The 15,071-nt window shown below is 43.3% G+C and carries 16 protein-coding genes and 1 tRNA gene; 6 read left to right on the top strand and 11 right to left on the bottom strand.

The window, feature by feature from the left end:
* Positions 1-6: 6 nt before the first annotated feature.
* Positions 7-870, top strand: coding sequence for an Rpn family recombination-promoting nuclease/putative transposase (locus E4N69_RS08040; protein WP_253823505.1), 864 nt, complete (start codon positions 7-9; stop codon positions 868-870).
* Positions 871-915: 45 nt separating this feature from the next.
* On the opposite strand, the gene E4N69_RS08035 is transcribed toward E4N69_RS08040, so the two are convergent.
* The 7 genes from E4N69_RS08035 to E4N69_RS08005 form a co-directional block, all read right to left on the bottom strand.
* Complete coding sequence (locus E4N69_RS08035; RefSeq protein ID WP_253823504.1) at positions 916-2,673, bottom strand: ABC transporter ATP-binding protein; 1,758 nt, start codon at positions 2,671-2,673, stop codon at positions 916-918.
* A gap of 75 nt (positions 2,674-2,748) precedes the next feature.
* Positions 2,749-3,015, bottom strand: coding sequence for a BrnA antitoxin family protein (locus tag E4N69_RS08030; RefSeq protein WP_253823503.1), 267 nt, complete (start codon positions 3,013-3,015; stop codon positions 2,749-2,751).
* Complete coding sequence (locus E4N69_RS08025) at positions 2,987-3,304, bottom strand: BrnT family toxin (RefSeq protein ID WP_253823502.1); 318 nt, start codon at positions 3,302-3,304, stop codon at positions 2,987-2,989. The genes E4N69_RS08030 and E4N69_RS08025 overlap by 29 nt, the downstream gene beginning before the upstream one ends.
* A gap of 37 nt (positions 3,305-3,341) precedes the next feature.
* Complete coding sequence (locus E4N69_RS08020; protein ID WP_253823501.1) at positions 3,342-3,773, bottom strand: GNAT family N-acetyltransferase; 432 nt, start codon at positions 3,771-3,773, stop codon at positions 3,342-3,344.
* 229 nt (positions 3,774-4,002) lie between these two features.
* Positions 4,003-4,212: a hypothetical protein gene (locus tag E4N69_RS08015; RefSeq protein ID WP_253823500.1), complete on the bottom strand. Its 210-nt coding sequence runs from the start codon at positions 4,210-4,212 to the stop codon at positions 4,003-4,005.
* Positions 4,213-4,330: 118 nt separating this feature from the next.
* Positions 4,331-6,112 (bottom strand): ABC transporter ATP-binding protein, encoded by a 1,782-nt coding sequence (locus E4N69_RS08010; protein WP_253823499.1) that lies wholly within the window; start codon positions 6,110-6,112, stop codon positions 4,331-4,333.
* 250 nt (positions 6,113-6,362) lie between these two features.
* Positions 6,363-6,998: a TetR/AcrR family transcriptional regulator gene (locus E4N69_RS08005; RefSeq protein WP_371922347.1), complete on the bottom strand. Its 636-nt coding sequence runs from the start codon at positions 6,996-6,998 to the stop codon at positions 6,363-6,365.
* A 270-nt stretch (positions 6,999-7,268) separates the two neighbouring features.
* Between E4N69_RS08005 and E4N69_RS08000 the strand changes: the two genes are divergently transcribed.
* Positions 7,269-7,847 (top strand): hypothetical protein, encoded by a 579-nt coding sequence (locus E4N69_RS08000; RefSeq protein ID WP_253823497.1) that lies wholly within the window; start codon positions 7,269-7,271, stop codon positions 7,845-7,847.
* A 311-nt stretch (positions 7,848-8,158) separates the two neighbouring features.
* On the opposite strand, the gene E4N69_RS07995 is transcribed toward E4N69_RS08000, so the two are convergent.
* Positions 8,159-9,811, bottom strand: a complete 1,653-nt coding sequence (locus E4N69_RS07995) for a nucleoside kinase (RefSeq protein ID WP_253823496.1) — start codon at positions 9,809-9,811, stop codon at positions 8,159-8,161.
* Positions 9,812-10,197: 386 nt separating this feature from the next.
* Between E4N69_RS07995 and E4N69_RS07990 the strand changes: the two genes are divergently transcribed.
* The 3 genes from E4N69_RS07990 to nadS all read left to right on the top strand — a co-directional run bounded on the left by E4N69_RS07990 (position 10,198) and on the right by nadS (position 11,129).
* Positions 10,198-10,270, top strand: a tRNA-Pro gene (locus tag E4N69_RS07990).
* Positions 10,271-10,509: 239 nt separating this feature from the next.
* Positions 10,510-10,824 (top strand): type II toxin-antitoxin system RelE/ParE family toxin, encoded by a 315-nt coding sequence (locus E4N69_RS07985; protein WP_162664818.1) that lies wholly within the window; start codon positions 10,510-10,512, stop codon positions 10,822-10,824.
* Positions 10,821-11,129, top strand: coding sequence for a NadS family protein (gene nadS, locus E4N69_RS07980; RefSeq protein WP_253713997.1), 309 nt, complete (start codon positions 10,821-10,823; stop codon positions 11,127-11,129). Before E4N69_RS07985 ends, nadS begins: the two co-directional genes overlap by 4 nt.
* 93 nt (positions 11,130-11,222) lie before the next feature.
* Here nadS and E4N69_RS07975 read toward each other — a convergent pair whose 3' ends face one another.
* From E4N69_RS07975 to E4N69_RS07965, 3 genes are all read right to left on the bottom strand, one after another.
* Complete coding sequence (locus tag E4N69_RS07975; RefSeq protein ID WP_253823495.1) at positions 11,223-12,806, bottom strand: MiaB/RimO family radical SAM methylthiotransferase; 1,584 nt, start codon at positions 12,804-12,806, stop codon at positions 11,223-11,225.
* Positions 12,799-13,917, bottom strand: coding sequence for a helix-turn-helix domain-containing protein (locus E4N69_RS07970; protein ID WP_253823494.1), 1,119 nt, complete (start codon positions 13,915-13,917; stop codon positions 12,799-12,801). The genes E4N69_RS07975 and E4N69_RS07970 overlap by 8 nt, the downstream gene beginning before the upstream one ends.
* Positions 13,918-13,999: 82 nt before the next feature.
* Positions 14,000-14,686 (bottom strand): LolA family protein, encoded by a 687-nt coding sequence (locus E4N69_RS07965; RefSeq protein WP_162663796.1) that lies wholly within the window; start codon positions 14,684-14,686, stop codon positions 14,000-14,002.
* A 202-nt stretch (positions 14,687-14,888) separates the two neighbouring features.
* Here E4N69_RS07965 and E4N69_RS12810 point away from each other — a divergent pair, with 202 nt between their 5' ends.
* Positions 14,889-15,062, top strand: coding sequence for a winged helix-turn-helix transcriptional regulator (locus E4N69_RS12810; protein ID WP_371922103.1), 174 nt, complete (start codon positions 14,889-14,891; stop codon positions 15,060-15,062).
* The last annotated feature ends 9 nt before the right edge of the window (positions 15,063-15,071 follow it).

Genomic DNA, 15,071 nt, shown 5'->3' with positions numbered 1-15,071 from the left:
CATACTATGAAAAAACACAACCGTCGATACAAAGATTCTGTCTTTGTCGACTTTTTCAGCGAAGACAGGACTGCAAAAGCTAACTTTTTAGCGCTCTATAACGCGCTGCACGGTACTGATTACCAATCTACCGCTATTCTAAAGAACATACGGCTTAAACAAGTGCTCTATATGAGTTTTGCTAACGATGTATCGTATCTTGTGGATAATAAGATTATCGTGCTTGCAGAACACCAATCGACCATCAATCCTAATATGCCAATCAGATGTCTTGAATACATCGCTCGTTTGTATGAGCAGTTCTATAAATCGAAAGAAAAGTATAGCCGTAAACAGTTAGCTATTCCAACACCGGAGTTTTATGTCTTTTATAACGGAAAAGAACCATATCGCGGTGATTCGCTCTTAAAACTATCTGATTCATTCACTCAAACACATGATGAATATGCCCTTGAATTATCCGTAAAAGTGGTTAATATCAATTATGATAAAACAAATGAAATACTTAAGCTCTGCAAGCCGCTGAAACAATACAGCTTGTTTGTTGATGCCGTACGCCGCAATATTGCTGTTGATAAGGAACACGGGTTTGAAAAAGCAATCAAAGAATGCATACAAAATGATATTTTACGGGAATATTTACAACGGAAATCGAAGGAGGTTCTGAATATGTTAATAGGTGAGTATGATTATGATACCGACATAGCAGTACAACGGGAAGAAAGTTTTGATATGGGGCGGTTAGAAGGTTCCCTCCAAGCAAAGCTTGAAACAGCACGATTGATGAAACAAGCAAATTGTGAAATTCCATTTATAGCAAAGATGACCGGCCTTACCCAAGCAGAGGTTGAATCAATTTGTAATGGATAATGTGTAATTAAGTCGGCCATTACAAATTACACATTACCGATTATTTTACACCCTCCACGCGGCCGCGGTTTCTCGCATACCGACAAAGCGTGCATAGATACCGTCTTGCTGCACCAGTTCGGAATGGGTGCCGTGCTGGACGATACTGCCCTTATCCATGACGAATATTTGATCGGCATTTTTGATAGTTGAAAGCCGGTGTGCGATGATGATTGCTGTTTTGTTTTTCAGCAATTCATCGAGGGCGCTCATCAGCTTTTCTTCGTTTTCGGGATCGACACTGGAAGTCGCTTCGTCGAGGATGACAATGGAACTCGGCTTGAGCATTGCGCGTGCGATAGAAATACGCTGGCGCTCCCCGCCTGAAAGATTGCTGCCGCCTTCCTGCAGCACGGTATCGTAAGCGTTCGGCAGTTCCATAATAAAGTCGTGACATTGCGCTGCTTTTGCCGCTGCAATAACTTCTGCGTCACTTGCATCCGGTTTTCCGAATTTAATGTTGTTCTTTATTGTGTCTTCAAACAAGTACACATCTTGGAATACAAATGTAAAGTTCGATAAAAACGCATCGTACACAAAGCCTTTTATATTGGTATCGCCGAGTTTTATTTCTCCTGAATCGACATCCCAAAAGCGAGCAATCAGCTGGCACAAACTGGTCTTTCCCGAACCGGAATAACCGACCAGCGCAGTTGTACTATTTTTCGGAATACTCATATCCACATTGCGGAAAAGTTTTTCTTCTGACTGCTCCTTTCCGCCGTAGCCAAAGGTAACATTTTTGACGGTGATATCGTCATTTCCCTGCGGCAGGAGCGAACCTTCCGGTAAGGCTTGAATATTTTTAACCGTAAAAAGCGTATCCAAATTCTGTACCGCAACACCGCGCATCCGCTGCATCGTACCGGCTATTTCAAACCCGCCGAATACCACAAAGCTCGCAACAATCAGCATCAGCGTTTTTTCCACATCGATTGCCCCATCTGAATACCGATATAAAGCGCTCACAATAATTGCGGTTGTCCCCAGTTTTAGCAGGAGCGAAAAAACAAGCAATGAAGGCATCAGTGTTTTTTCTACCGCAAAAAAACCGGTTTTACTTTTTTTAATACTCTCCGTTACGTTTTTTATCGCTTCGCTTGTCCTACCGAATGCCTTTACCACACCGATCCCCTGCACATACTCCAAAACATCGGTATGCAGTTGCAGCTTCAGCTCCGTCAGTTTTGTCGTTACCGCATCGGTCCTCTTTTGGAATAGATTGTTGAATACAATCGCCACGACAAGGGTGATAAAGATGATACAGCCGGTCGTCATATCATACGGGAAAACAAACAGCGCCATAATAACCGTTTGAATACCGCCTGCAAACATCATTTCGAGAATCATCATATTGATGGTTTCAACATCGGTAATCACCGTTGTCAACGCTCCCGAAATATCGCCGAGTTTACTTTCGGAAAAATATCCCATGTGTACGTTTTTCAGTTTATCTCCGATGAAAAGCCTGTTCTCCGCTCCCATCGTATACGAGGCGATATTTTTATTGCGGTCGGAAATATAGCCGAAAATAATTTTTCCCGTAAGGCTGACAAGCATAATGCAGAACACCGTGATAATATTACTCCGTGTAACCGGCTGTGATTGAAACACCGCACGGCTGAGCGTTAGCAAAAAATACCCAAGCCCACCGAGCGTAAAGCCTTCGAATATGCTTTTAAGCATATCGCAAATAAACATCGTTGTTATACGCTTTGATTGCTTCCCCGCAATCGCGTAAATCTTCTTCAATAAATCAAACATAGTTTTACCATTCCTTTATAAAACGTTTAAAACTTTAAAACACATAATCCGTACACCGAGAACGGTAGGGGCTTCTTATCCGAATACCGCTTTTCGGAGAATCGCATTTATCTGATTTTGATAGCCTGCTCCAAAACTTTCAAGCACCGCGAGAATATCACTATCGATTCCGATTTGTATTTGTTTCTTTTCTACAGCCGATGGAACGTAATGCTCCGGATGAGCCGGTTTGAATTGTCGCAACTGTTCATCTGTAAATTCAGGAATATCGTCATCATACACGATAGGCTGTCTTTTAATCGCTTCTATTCTTTCAGCCGTTAATTTTTTTGATGAAGTCATAATACACCTCCTGCAATTTTTTTTCTGCTTGCCGTGCAGATATGATACGAGTTCTTCCATCTCGTTCAGTATGATATACTACAGTAATCAGCAAACCATGTAAGCTACCGACACTGTAAAAGCGATCTTCCTCAGATGAATGCTTTTCATCATAAAGTGTGATCAGATAGGGATCTAAAAAAACGTCTGTTATCTCATCAAAACCAAATCCGTGTTTTTTTATGTTATCACTGTTCTTTTGGCTATCCCATTCAAATAGATTATTTTCTGATATAATTGTATCACCCATTAGAACCTGCCAAAACCACTATATTCTTACTGATCATTTACCATTCCTTTATAAAGCGTTTTTGCAGCTTGGTACATGAATAACCGCAGTGTTCGTAAAACACATGGGCTTCCGTGCGGTGCTCACCGGAGTTGAGACGGATAAAGCGGTAGTGCCGTGCAGCAGCTTCAGCTTCCAAGGCCTGCACTAATTGTTTGCCGATACCCTTATGCTGATATTCAGATAAAAGAGCCAATCCCAAGATGTTAAAGCCGGGCTCTTTGTACAAAAGCTCATACGATTCGGCATGAATAAAGCCTACCACAGTATGCGTTTCATCATCTTCGTACACCCGTATAAAATGCCGGTTATCGGAGATGAGTTTTGCAATCTGCCGTTCGGTTACTGCTTCTGTTGTTTTATACCAAAGCGAAAACTCGCTGATATCCCGAATAGTCTTTGCGTCTGTTAGTTGTATAGTTCGTATCATGTATTCCTCCAAATTATTTTTCACCGCAAAGGCGCAGAGGACGCAAAGAGTTAGGATAAGGAGAACTAATTAGGTATCCTTCAATGATTCTTTGTGTTCTTGACGTACTTCACGATTTCATTTTTAATTCACTGCAAAGGCGCAGAGGACGCAAAGAGTTAAAAGGTCACCGACTTAGATTTCTCTTGAATTTTCCCTTTGCGATCTTAGCGTCTTGGCGGTTTATTTTTTACCCTGCGCAGTCCTGTACTGCTGTCAGCATTTTATTACTCTCACTTTCATCGATAGTGCCGAAAAAACGGTCAATAGGAGAAAGTTCTTCCGGTATATATTTTTTGTTCATAAAAACTTTAGATAACCGTGCAAGAAGTGTCACACATTGTTCGTATGACAAATTATCAAGCTCTGTAAGCATCGAATTAAAAGCAATATCAGACATCCTAACCTCCTTCAATTAATTTGTAATGGATAATGTGTAATTTGTAATTGAGAAGTATCCACCTTAACTGTCCATTACAAATTATACATTAAATTCCCAATTATCGCATTACCCATTATCAATTATCCCTGCTGCTGATATGGGACTGCCACATTTTTTGATAGAGCGTTGAACGTTGCAACAGCTCGGTGTGCGTTCCCTCAGCGGCGATTTTCCCTTTATCCAGTACGATGATTTTATCGGCATTGACAATCGTGGAAAGCCGGTGCGCAATCATAATAACGGTCTTATTTTTTACGAGGTTATCGATAGACTGCTGGATAATAGCTTCGTTTTCAGGGTCGGAGTAGGCGGTTGCCTCGTCGAGCACCACTATGGGGCTGTCTTTCAGTAAGGCACGGGCAATGGTGAGCCGCTGCCGCTCGCCGCCTGAAAACTTGCTGCCTGCGTTTCCCGCATTGGTATCATATCCGTCGGGCAGGCTTTTGATAAAGTCGTGAATACTGGCTTTTGTACAGGCGGCTTCGATTTCCGCATCGGTTGCATCCTCTTTTGCCATCTTGAGATTTTCCCGAATGGTCTTATTGAACAAAAAGTTTTCCTGCGACACGTAGGTAACCAGCTGCATATTCCGCTCTAAGCTCATGCTCCCGATATCAGCGCCGCCGATGGTGATGTGTCCGCTGTCGATATTCCAAAATCCTGCCAACAGTTTTGCGATGGTAGACTTACCGCTGCCGGAAGAACCGACAATCGCGGTCAGCTCGCCTTCTTTGGCGATAAAGTTCAATCCGTCAAATACCTTTGTGCTGTCTTTGGCAGCTGCACTGTTTACCGTGCTGCCTGGCGCACTATCCTTGGCAGCGGCACCGGCTGTTTCGCACAGCGCTCCGCCGTAGCCGAACACGACATTTTCAAAACGCACATCAAAGCCGTGCGGTGCTGGAGCAGTGTCTTGCCGTACCAGCTCCGGTAAATCGAGTACCGATTGAATCTCACCGAACACAACACGCACATTCGCCATCGTATCCATGTACGTCATTGCTTTGAGGAGCGGTTTATATGAAGCATAAGAAAGCAGCACGCACATGATCATCACCGGCGTGGTAATGCTGCCTGTCATAAACAGATACAAGCCGACCGGCAGTACGACAAGGAGCGTGGACGGCAGCACTTCCATCGCCGCGGTCATCGCAAAACACACGCTCAAATACCAGTCGAGCATTGAGTCCCGGTTATCCTCCACCGCTTTTTGGAATTTATCATACGACGATGCCGACTTGTTAAATGCCTTGATCACTTTTATCCCTTGAATATATTCGACCGCGGCGGCATTCATTTTTTTTGATGCTTCGATGTATCGTTTCGATTTTGCTTCATAGTCTTTCATCATCAGCATCGAAAAGAGCATGCCGAGCGGCAGTGTTACGAGATTTGCAAGTCCAATCTTCCAGTTCAGTATAAAAATGATAACGACAATAACGATCGGAATGATAACGTTGGCAAGCACTTCGGGAATAACGTGCGCAATCGGCTTTTCCATTTTATCTACTGTTTCTACCACAAACTGCGACCACTTGCCGCTGCTTTTTTCTTCTATCGTACCCATCGAAAGGCGGCTTAATTTTTCAACCACCCGCTTCCGAGTATCTTCAATAATGCTGAATGCCAGATTATGCGAACCAATGGTAGATATCGAATGTCCGATAATCGCTCCGGCAAAGCCTGCAAAAATAAGCCCTGCATACGGTAAGAAAATGCGGTAGTCCGTTGCGCCGTTTATCAGCTGTGTTACAATAGACGCAACTGCAAAGTAGGGCACAATGCTGCACGCAACACCGATAATTGCGACAACCACCGAAAAGATGATTGCGCCGATATGCTTTTTTAAAATATCCATATATTCTCCTCTCCCATAAAAAGTCAAGAAGAAAGTATCAACTTTCGATTGACTTTTTACGCACGTTCGCAACAAAGTGAGAACGTGCAGATGATATACAAGTTTGCGCTTGAGCAAACTTGAGTAAATAAAAGCCGTGCCATTTGTACGGCTTTTATTTTACACTCCATAAAAAATCTAACCCGAGCTTTTAAAAGATGCCTGCTATCTCCTGATAGATCAGGATTGCTGCCGTGGTTTTATTTCCCCATTACGGAAGCCCTAAAACCGCTTTCCATCCCGCCTCAAAAAAAGCGGCGAGCGTATGGGCATATTTTAATGCGGTTTCTTTTGGATAATTGTGCAACACAAGTTCGGCAAGGGAAGCGTAATGCGCATGCACAAGGATATGCCATTCATCATCTTCCAAATCCCGAAAAGAAATACCCCGCCGCTTTAATTCGGCAAGGAACTTTTTAGTTTCCCGCATTTCGGCACGTACCACCATATCCTGAAAATCTGCGTATTTTGTACCGGCTGAACACATCAGCAAAAGCTGAAATATTTCAAAATGTGCATAGATATACTCGATCATGCTGCACAAGGTTTCTTCTTCATGTTTCCACAACTGTAAAAGATCATCGTTTTTTACTAATGCGAACTGCTCCGCTGCGGCATCGTTATACATTTGAGAAATAGTTTGAAACACCGGTTCTACTATGGCGCCGAAGAGCGCTTCCTTATCCGTAAAATGATTATAGAATGCACCGTTGGTTACATGAGCTTCCTTGCAAATTTCCCGAATGCTTGCCCGTTCAAAGCCGAACGCCAAAAACTGCTCTTTTGCACATTGCAGCAGATTTTCGTGTGTTTGCTGAAAATTCCCTGGTATACAATCACCCTCCAACAGAATCTATTGAACCGGTACAGGATATTATACCGATAGCTATCTTTTTAGCTATAATATTACAACGTAATATTACACTGTAATTCAGACTATAGCGCAATCAGAAGAAATATGCAAGATGATACAGTTCTTGGCTGAGGTTATGAGTAGCACACTCTCTTGTGTTATAAAACGGATGATGGTATAGTAGAGCAATACTAAGGAACTCCTTAGATTAGACATTCAGGCTCTCTCTATAGAGCCTTTAAAGAGCATGTGGAGGTTACCCGGATGGAAAAAATAGTAAAATTGTTGCACCGCAAAAGCTGTGTAGTGCTTACGGCACTGTGTGTGCTGACTTTTAGTACTTGCCGCTTTCCATACACGGTAAAAAATGCCCGTTTTAAAAATGAGTTTTCATGGGTGTATGCTGAAAAAGATTTTAACTTTAAAAATGCCGACAAGGTGCAAGGAACTTTTACATTGCCTAAAAATGTTAAGCATAAGGGATTGTGTTTTGTTGCAATGTTTCCGGCAACTTTCCGTAATAATAAGTGGAGTGCTGTTATAAAAATGCCTTACAAGCTTACTCTTACATGGGAGGGCGGCAGCTTAAAAAGAGAAGAGGTAGAAGCAAAAAGTGATTGGTTCGGACTTAATGTGTATTTCTCCGAGGAAGAGATAGGAAAACTGCCGGTACAACAAGCAATTACCTATACACTAGAATATGAAGCCGGTGGATATACGGAACTGCTGGATACCGCTAAGCTTGATAAGCGTACCGATCTGCAGGATCATCCTGAAAGCTATCAGGGCTTTTATGATGCGGTATTGGTCGTAGCCGAGCGCTCAACAAAAAAGATGCCATAAGCTTAAAGTTAAAAATGATATATAAAATGTAACGGTCGTATACAAACTTCCTCGCATCAGCAATGATTGATTTACCGCTCTCTCTATGTGTTTTTCAGCCGCGCTATTTTTCAGCGGCTGAAAATCAAGAACCCCGACGCTTGCGTCGGGGCACAGTGCTCAACGTTTCGCACTGTGTGTTCTATAAGGTGGTTGCAGTCGGCTTTAATACCCTTTGTTACGACGCAAGCGTCGGGGTATTAAACCCTCCGCACGAATAAACCTACGATTTAGAACATCGCATTTTTCGACAATTCAAAAAACATAGCATTTTAGTGGTACGAAAAATCGCTGTCGCCGATAAACTCCCGTAAAATGGACTGCCCGTGTACAAAGGATGGAGAGACCGAAAGGAAGTTGTTCAAAAAGATGAGCAGCCGAGATGCTTCGCTGTATGCCGGATCGGTTGGTTTTACCGCACGGAGCAGCGGTTCCGCATAAATTTTCAGGACCGAAAGTTCATAATCGAGCGCCGTATTAAAGATAACGTCGGCGGTATTTTGGTACGGGAAAATATGTTTTGCCTCTCCCGCCCGCACATCCGACCACATACCGATGGTAATCGAAGCGGAACTTCCTCTAAACTGAGCGTCGCGCACGATACGCCGCAAAAGCCGGTTATCCGAAGTCGGTATCCGGTTGTGATCATCTAAAGTCAGCTGTGTTAATGCCGAAAGATATATCTTGAATTTAAGCGAAGCGTCTATCTGCGGGGTTAGGTTGTCGTTTAATCCGTGTATTCCTTCCAAGATGAGTATGGAGCGGCTGTTCAGGCGGAGTTTTTTTCCGGTGTAAAACCGTTCGCCTGTTTTAAAATTATAAGACGGCAGCTCAACTTCTTCACCCGCAAACAGTTTGAGCAACAGCTCATTCAAAAGCGGAACATCCAAAGATTCAAGACATTCAAAGTCGAGTTTTCCGTCCTTATCGCGCGGGGTCTTATCTCTGCCGACATAATAATCGTCAAGGCTGATAACATACGGTTCATATCCTACGACGCGCAGCTGCATCGAAAGCTTTTTTGCAGAGGTCGTTTTTCCTGAACTGGACGGTCCCGCAATCAGAATCACTTTGACGTTTCCTCTATTTCTAATCTGCTCGGCAATATGCGCCAGCTTATTATTCTGCAAGGTTTCCGTAATTTCAATGAAGTCTTTGGTTTTGCGGTTTTCGATAATTTCATTTAATTGACCGACGGAAGAAACGCCGATCATCTTACCCCATGTCTTATACTCCTTGTATACGGTAAAAAGCTGCGGAATATCTTTAAATTGGGGCAGCGTGTCAGTGTCGGCGGTCGCAGGAAAGCGCAGTAAAAAACCGTCCTCGTATTTCATCAGACCGAACACTTTTAAATAGCCGACACGATCCATCAGCGGCTGGAAGTATAAGTCGTAATAATCGTCCAGTATATTGATCGTGATTTTCGGTTTACTGTTATAAGAAAGCAGTCGGTATGCATCGGGCTGATTGGTGTTTGCAAAAAGCTCCAGCGCTTCGGCATACGCGACGGATTGCGTTTGTATCGGCAAATCCGCATCGACCATTTCGTGCATTTTATCTTCGATGATTTTAAGATCGATATCGGAGGCATGAGCGCCTTCAAACGTATAATAGTAGGAATAGCCGAAGCTGTGCCCAACCAAGAGCCGTAAATCGGGATATACTTTTCGCGCGGCGGCGGCTAACAGGAAACACAGCGTGCGCCGGTAAATATTCGAACCTTCGTAGGTTCCTTTTAAGACAGGCTTTATCGTAGCGCGCACATCGATCATCTTGTTTAACGGAACCAGTTCGTTATTTACTTTCATACCGAATGCAACCGACTCCGGTTCTTTACAATATGCCAATGCGGCACGCGCAGAAATCGGTTCGACAAACTGTTTTTTTGAACCGTCCGGAAATGTAATCTCAAACCCTTTCATAAAAGCCTCCGCCATGGCGGCAACCGCACCAGATGTATTTTAAGCGGTTGCCTTCCTTTTGTACGAAATTTTATCTAAAATTTCGTACAGTTTATTTAGGAGAAGGGCAATCGTACCAGACGGGTAAATCAAATTCCGTAGAAACAAGGGGTTGTGAGACCATTTGAACCGCGAAGAGGTTCAACTCTGGTTGAACAACCCCTTGTTTCTACGGGGAATATTCAGAAGAATGTCTGGTACGATTGCCCTGACTTCCGCTTGACAGGATACTTTATTTTAAGTAAAGTTACAACTCTTACTAAGTAACTGGCAGGCATCTTAAAAAACTGAAGTTTCTAGAGGTTTCTTGGTGTATGCCGTATTTCAGCTACCGGTAATTCGCATAACGGGATGTAGCCTAGGGGCTAAGGCGTCTGGTTTGGGACCAGAAGATCGGGGGTTCAAATCCCTCCATCCCGATAGTTTATTCCTTGCTATATATAGACTTATTAAACTGATAATTTTGCGCTGTTACGCTTTGTCATGCTTGCAGTGTTATTCTTTCATTAAAGCTCGTGTATTAAAAATAGTTGAATCGATTCTCCTTCTTCTAAAGAATAAGCAATTGAATAATTTGCAACACTGAATCAATGCTTTTTCAGTTATTCATTTTGTATAAAAAACTTGATTATCATGCGTCAATGACGTATAATAAAAGTATGGAACTGATAGAAACACCGGTATTTAAAAAGCAAATTGACCGTTTGTTGGATGATCTGACATACACACAATTTAAAGAATATTTGGTATGCAATCCATTAAAAGGGAAATTAATTAGAGGTGGCGGTGGAATAAGAAAAATACGATGGGGTAAAAAGAATACCGGAAAAAGCGGGGGTGTCCGGATTATTTATTTTATAAAAACGGATACACAAATATATTTGTTATTCGCTTATGCAAAAAATGAATCGGATAATCTTACGAAAAAACAGACGAATATGTTAGCAGCATTCGTTAAAGAGGTGTTATTATGATTGGACATAAAAAAATGAGCGATGAAATGTTTAGTGAACTTATACAAAGTATTAAAGAAGCTGCCTTAATTGAAAAAGGAGAAATGGAACCTGCGCGTGTCTCTGTTATTGATGCTTTAGATATTGCAGCAATACGTAATAAAACACATAAAACACAGGAAGAATTTGCAACGATGCTTAATATCAGTATTGGAACGCTGCGTAATTGGGAGCAAGGACGACGCAAGCCTGACGGTGCAGCATTATCACTGCTAAAAGTAGTATCCGCTGACCCGCAATATGTAGAAAAAGTGCTTCGTACATAAATTTTTTCTTAAAAGTTAATACCTTTTATGAAAGAATTTTGTAGGCTGTAGAATTATAGGGGGCTTCTTATAAAAGAATGCACTCAATGGCAGCTAAAGTGCGTCCGCTTCGAGGTCAATCCCGCGCAGGGCGGTAATCCGTACTCGAACCAGACTGCCTGCGGTTATCGGCTGCCCTTCGGTGTCCTTTTGTGCTTGGGAAAAATTGACAACTACAGCACCGTCTACTTCCGGCGCTTGGAACCATGCCCGACCGAGCGCAATGCAGCATTGTGTGTTTTCTTCTTCATTGTTTTGTTCTTGCGGGATAATCTCTTCGATAAGAACATCCGTTTCCAGTCCGCAAAAAGCAGCGAGTTTTTGTTCGGTAATCTTTGATTGCAGTTCGTTAAGGGCTGTCTTGCGCTGTTCGGCAATTTTTGCCGGCACCTGTTTTTTCATATCGGCAGCCTTGGTTCCCTCTTCCTGCGAATACGCGAATGCTCCCGACCATAGGCTCTGGGCTGCCTGCAAAAAGGCTGCCGTCCGTTCAAAATCAGTTTGAGTTTCTCCCGGAAAGCCTGTTAAAAAAGTAGTACGGATAACCGCCTCCCCGTAGGGGCTTTCCGCTGTGCGGAAAGCTGCGCGGATGGTTTCTATCAGCTTGAGATAGGTTTCGGCAGAACCGCAACGGTTCATCGCACGGATGATCGGATCGGAGCCGGACTGAAAGGGGATATCAAAGTAGGGGAGGAAGCGGGTGTCGGCAGTCATAATCGGCAAGATATCCGGCGGAAAATGATCGGGGTGGATGTAGAGCAGCCGGACGCTGAATGTTCCGTCAATACCGGAAATCGCGCGTAAAAGCTGTGCTAATCCCGAATGCCCCTGTTTCGTTTTGGGCGGCAATGCGGGCAAGTTATTGTTAAGTCGGGTATTGAGCTTGTCTAGGGGCGGTGCGGCGTCATACACTGCCAGGTCTTGCCCGATGAGGTTGAATTCTTTATATCCTTGCTGCACAAACCCCCGTATTTCATTGACAATACTGTCAAGCGGCCGGCTTCTCACTGAGCCACGTATCAGCGGTATCGCACAAAATGAACAGCAATTATCACAGCCTTCGGTAATCTTGATAAAGGCGGAACGGGGAAAGTTTAATAATTCGGGGCGCCGTCCGCAGCATACGCCTTTTTGCGCCGGTTTAAGAAATGGGCGGCTATGTTCAGTGTTTTGTACCGCGGAAAGATACTCGGCAGGAGCAGTGTCTGCAATAGTCTTTTTCTTACTGTCGGATACCATTGTCTGCCCTTCTGCCGGCAAGGACTGTTCAGATTGGAGCTTGGGCTGTGCCGGAAACAGTTGGTCGATAAGTATGGGGAGCTGTGATAGGTCTCCGTTACCGAACAAAGCATCGGCTTCTTCAAATTCGGTCTTAAATATATCTCCGTACCGTTCCGCTAAACACCCTGCCAGCAAAATTTTTGCTTGAGGGTAGGCCATCCGGGCGGTGATAACCGCTTCAATTGATTCCTTCTTTGCAGGTTCGATAAAGCCACATGAATTGACAATGATGAGATCGGCCTTTTCAGGTTCGATAGTCTTTTGCCAGCCATTATCGGTCAAGATACCGATAAGCAGCTCACCGTCTACTTGATTTTTCGCACACCCATGCTGATCAAGAAAAAAACGCTTAGTCAACGTCCATTACCACAAATGCATAGCGCCCTGATTCATCATCCTTAATCCATTTTAAATCTTTAACGATGACTTCACCCGGGCGGCTGACTTCTATATCGATGGTTTTCCCGCCCGCAATAATCTGCATTTTAACGGCGTTTCCATTTGATGCCCAGATGCGGATTCCGTTATTTGCTTGAACCGTCAACTGTTCTGATTTTTGATAGTACCGCTCGTCACGGTTTGCTCTGTCCTGTTCATAACGGAAGAGGCAATAGCTTCGGAAAGTTGCGTTTAAGGTTACCGGATATGCAGAACCGGCATCGAACAGTACCTTGTATTTTGCCGTTTCGGGCTGAGCTACCTGATCGGGAATTTTTATTGCAGGTGCTTCCGGGGAAACCGGTTCCGAAAAACCTGTGGTAAGTATTTCTACCAATGCACCCTTCGATTCATCGGACGTATCGATATCCTCAACGGAAATTTTCACGTCGGCAGTAACGTCGCCGTTAAGGTCAAGAACAAGGCTTTGGCCTAATGCAATAATTTGTGTTCCGATATCCGTTGCGAGATACAGCTCGGGCGCTGTCTTTTCGACTTTTAGTTGATATTCTTTTCCGCCGAGCGGGAGCATAACGACATCACCTTTAAAGAGTCGCTTTTCAAATACTTCTTGTGAAAGGGTATAGGATGCATTCTCTTTCTTTTCGATGATTTCAGTTTGTCCGGTCGGTTGTACCGGTCTGTCTTTTATTGCCGTACCGATTTTTGAAATCACTATTTTGGCGATAAAAAACAGCGCGATTAAAAAGACTAATATCCCTGCTCCGATAAATACACCGCGGGGAACGGTAAATTGTCTTTGAGGAATAAGTTTTTCAGGAGGTACAGCTGTTTCCTGTATTTTTGTCTGTTTATACAACGTAACACATTCATTAGGATTTAAGCCTAAGTATTCCGCATAGTTCCGTAAAAAACCGATAACATACGGCTCTCCGGGAAATACCTCATACATACCGGTCTCAAGCGCTTCTAAATATCGGCGGGCGATATTCGTTTCCCGTGAAGCCTGTTCAAGCCCAATCTGTTTTTCATTGCGCGCCTTTTCTAATACATTGCCTATATCCTGCATCTATTCCTTCCTAGTTTTTCAGCCGTGCTATTTCAGCGGCTGAAAATAAACCTTCTCATATTCTGGTGGGGTAATTGTTCCGTTATTCTTCAAATAAAAAATTGTTCAGCATATCCGCATTAGGCGGTATATCATATAAAAAGCGGGAATCAGGAATTCCCGTATTTAATCGATAAGCCGAAAAGTCAAAAGTGATCTTACTTCCGGAAATAGGCCATGCTTCGATCCGTCTAATCAGCTTTGTTTCAGGAGATACGAGCAGTCGGATATTTCTAAAAGTTTCCGAAGCCGAGCGTCTGTTAAGTGCAAGAACTACAACCTGTTCGGATGAACCTTCCGCTAACGGTTGGGGGGTGGCACCCGTTTCGTACGCAATGGTGTATGAGCGTTTCAACAACGATAGGCCTTGAGGCGTAGCAAGATTAGCGGTACCGGCGGAGGAATCTTTTTCGATTGTTTGGTTTAACACCATCCGATAGGAGGGAACATAGATGGTCAGTGTGTCGCCGGTGAAAAGAATGACCTGCTCGTTCGGTTTGGTAAAATCGATGCGTAGTCGATTAGGGCGCTTAAAGTATACGGTTGCTTCCATTGTTTGGACTTTTGAACCCGAGCCGGTTGAAACCGTGAGATTGGCAGTGTAATCGGAAAGCGCCGCGTATTGTTCGGACATTCCGGAAAAAAATACGCTCGCAGTCGTAATGGATTGACAAAATGCTGTTATATAAAAGCCGAATATAACGGTAGTAACAACTATTGTTTTTTTCATTCGATTAGTAAAGCAGAAATGAGCGATAAAGTCAATATTTGAGAAATTTCTCGCAAACCTTATTTACGGTATTATGAAATAAGTTATTTTATTATAATGATTTATTCGTTCTGATGGTTTAATTTCCCGATGCTCTGACAACATCGCATTCCGATATTTTTACCGGATATGCTGCACGAATCGCTGATGTCGTAGTGACTGAATGGATGTGCAATTCGGAGCTGTAGCATTGAAAAATTTGATGAAAAACGGTATTATCGAGCGCGAACAGTTGGATGGAATTTCGCCATATGTTCAGTACCGCTTCAGAGAGCAGGGAAAATCTGTTGTATCGATTTTATGCTCAATCTGCAAGTCGGAAATAAGGATTCTTTAACAATCAGGG

The sequence above is a fragment of the Treponema sp. OMZ 906 genome (assembly GCF_024181185.1).
Classification (GTDB): domain Bacteria; phylum Spirochaetota; class Spirochaetia; order Treponematales; family Treponemataceae; genus Treponema.
Note: the sequence above shows the minus strand (reverse complement) of the source record. Positions and strands in the feature narration are given on the sequence as shown.

What these genes read in the sequence shown, in the direction of transcription:
- E4N69_RS08030 (WP_253823503.1), bottom strand. Translation starts at nt 3,015, where the DNA reads ATGACTTCATCAAAAAAATTAACGGCTGAAAGAATAGAAGCGATTAAA.
- E4N69_RS07985 (WP_162664818.1), top strand. Translation starts at nt 10,510, where the DNA reads ATGGAACTGATAGAAACACCGGTATTTAAAAAGCAAATTGACCGTTTG.
- E4N69_RS12810 (WP_371922103.1), top strand. Translation starts at nt 14,889, where the DNA reads ATGGATGTGCAATTCGGAGCTGTAGCATTGAAAAATTTGATGAAAAAC.
- E4N69_RS07965 (WP_162663796.1), bottom strand. Translation starts at nt 14,686, where the DNA reads ATGAAAAAAACAATAGTTGTTACTACCGTTATATTCGGCTTTTATATA.
- nadS (WP_253713997.1), top strand. Translation starts at nt 10,821, where the DNA reads ATGATTGGACATAAAAAAATGAGCGATGAAATGTTTAGTGAACTTATA.
- E4N69_RS08040 (WP_253823505.1), top strand. Translation starts at nt 7, where the DNA reads ATGAAAAAACACAACCGTCGATACAAAGATTCTGTCTTTGTCGACTTT.
- E4N69_RS08020 (WP_253823501.1), bottom strand. Translation starts at nt 3,773, where the DNA reads ATGATACGAACTATACAACTAACAGACGCAAAGACTATTCGGGATATC.
- E4N69_RS08015 (WP_253823500.1), bottom strand. Translation starts at nt 4,212, where the DNA reads ATGTCTGATATTGCTTTTAATTCGATGCTTACAGAGCTTGATAATTTG.
- E4N69_RS08025 (WP_253823502.1), bottom strand. Translation starts at nt 3,304, where the DNA reads ATGGGTGATACAATTATATCAGAAAATAATCTATTTGAATGGGATAGC.
- E4N69_RS08010 (WP_253823499.1), bottom strand. Translation starts at nt 6,112, where the DNA reads ATGGATATTTTAAAAAAGCATATCGGCGCAATCATCTTTTCGGTGGTT.
- E4N69_RS07995 (WP_253823496.1), bottom strand. Translation starts at nt 9,811, where the DNA reads ATGAAAGGGTTTGAGATTACATTTCCGGACGGTTCAAAAAAACAGTTT.
- E4N69_RS08035 (WP_253823504.1), bottom strand. Translation starts at nt 2,673, where the DNA reads ATGTTTGATTTATTGAAGAAGATTTACGCGATTGCGGGGAAGCAATCA.
- E4N69_RS08000 (WP_253823497.1), top strand. Translation starts at nt 7,269, where the DNA reads ATGGAAAAAATAGTAAAATTGTTGCACCGCAAAAGCTGTGTAGTGCTT.
- E4N69_RS07970 (WP_253823494.1), bottom strand. Translation starts at nt 13,917, where the DNA reads ATGCAGGATATAGGCAATGTATTAGAAAAGGCGCGCAATGAAAAACAG.